Genomic DNA, 304 nt, shown 5'->3' on the forward strand with positions numbered 1-304 from the left:
CTCAAGATTTAAACTGATGACAGAAAACTATAAAGAATCAGGACAACTACTCAGTAAAGTAGACAATGCAACACTGGAAAAAGGCACAGATGACATGATTCAATACTATTTTTATCTCTTCAACGGCATGTATCACTTTTATGAAAAAGATTTCATCGAAGCAATCAACTTTTACAGAATCGCAGAGAGGAAGCTTAATAAAGTGCCCGACGAAATAGAAAGGGCAGAATTTCACTATCAAACTGCGAGTGCATATTACGAAATCCGCCAGAATTTTTTCTCACTAAATCACGCTGAAAAAGCG

At 36.2% G+C, this 304-nt stretch carries 1 pseudogene; it reads left to right on the forward strand.

Annotated features, from left to right (window positions below):
* Positions 1 to 16 precede the first annotated feature (16 nt).
* Positions 17 to 304, forward strand: a pseudogene (locus SB822_RS56095) (aspartate phosphatase); the annotation flags it as partial.

Origin of the sequence: Paraburkholderia sp. SIMBA_054, from assembly GCF_046534875.1 — a bacterium.
Lineage (GTDB): Bacteria > Pseudomonadota > Gammaproteobacteria > Burkholderiales > Burkholderiaceae > Paraburkholderia > Paraburkholderia hospita.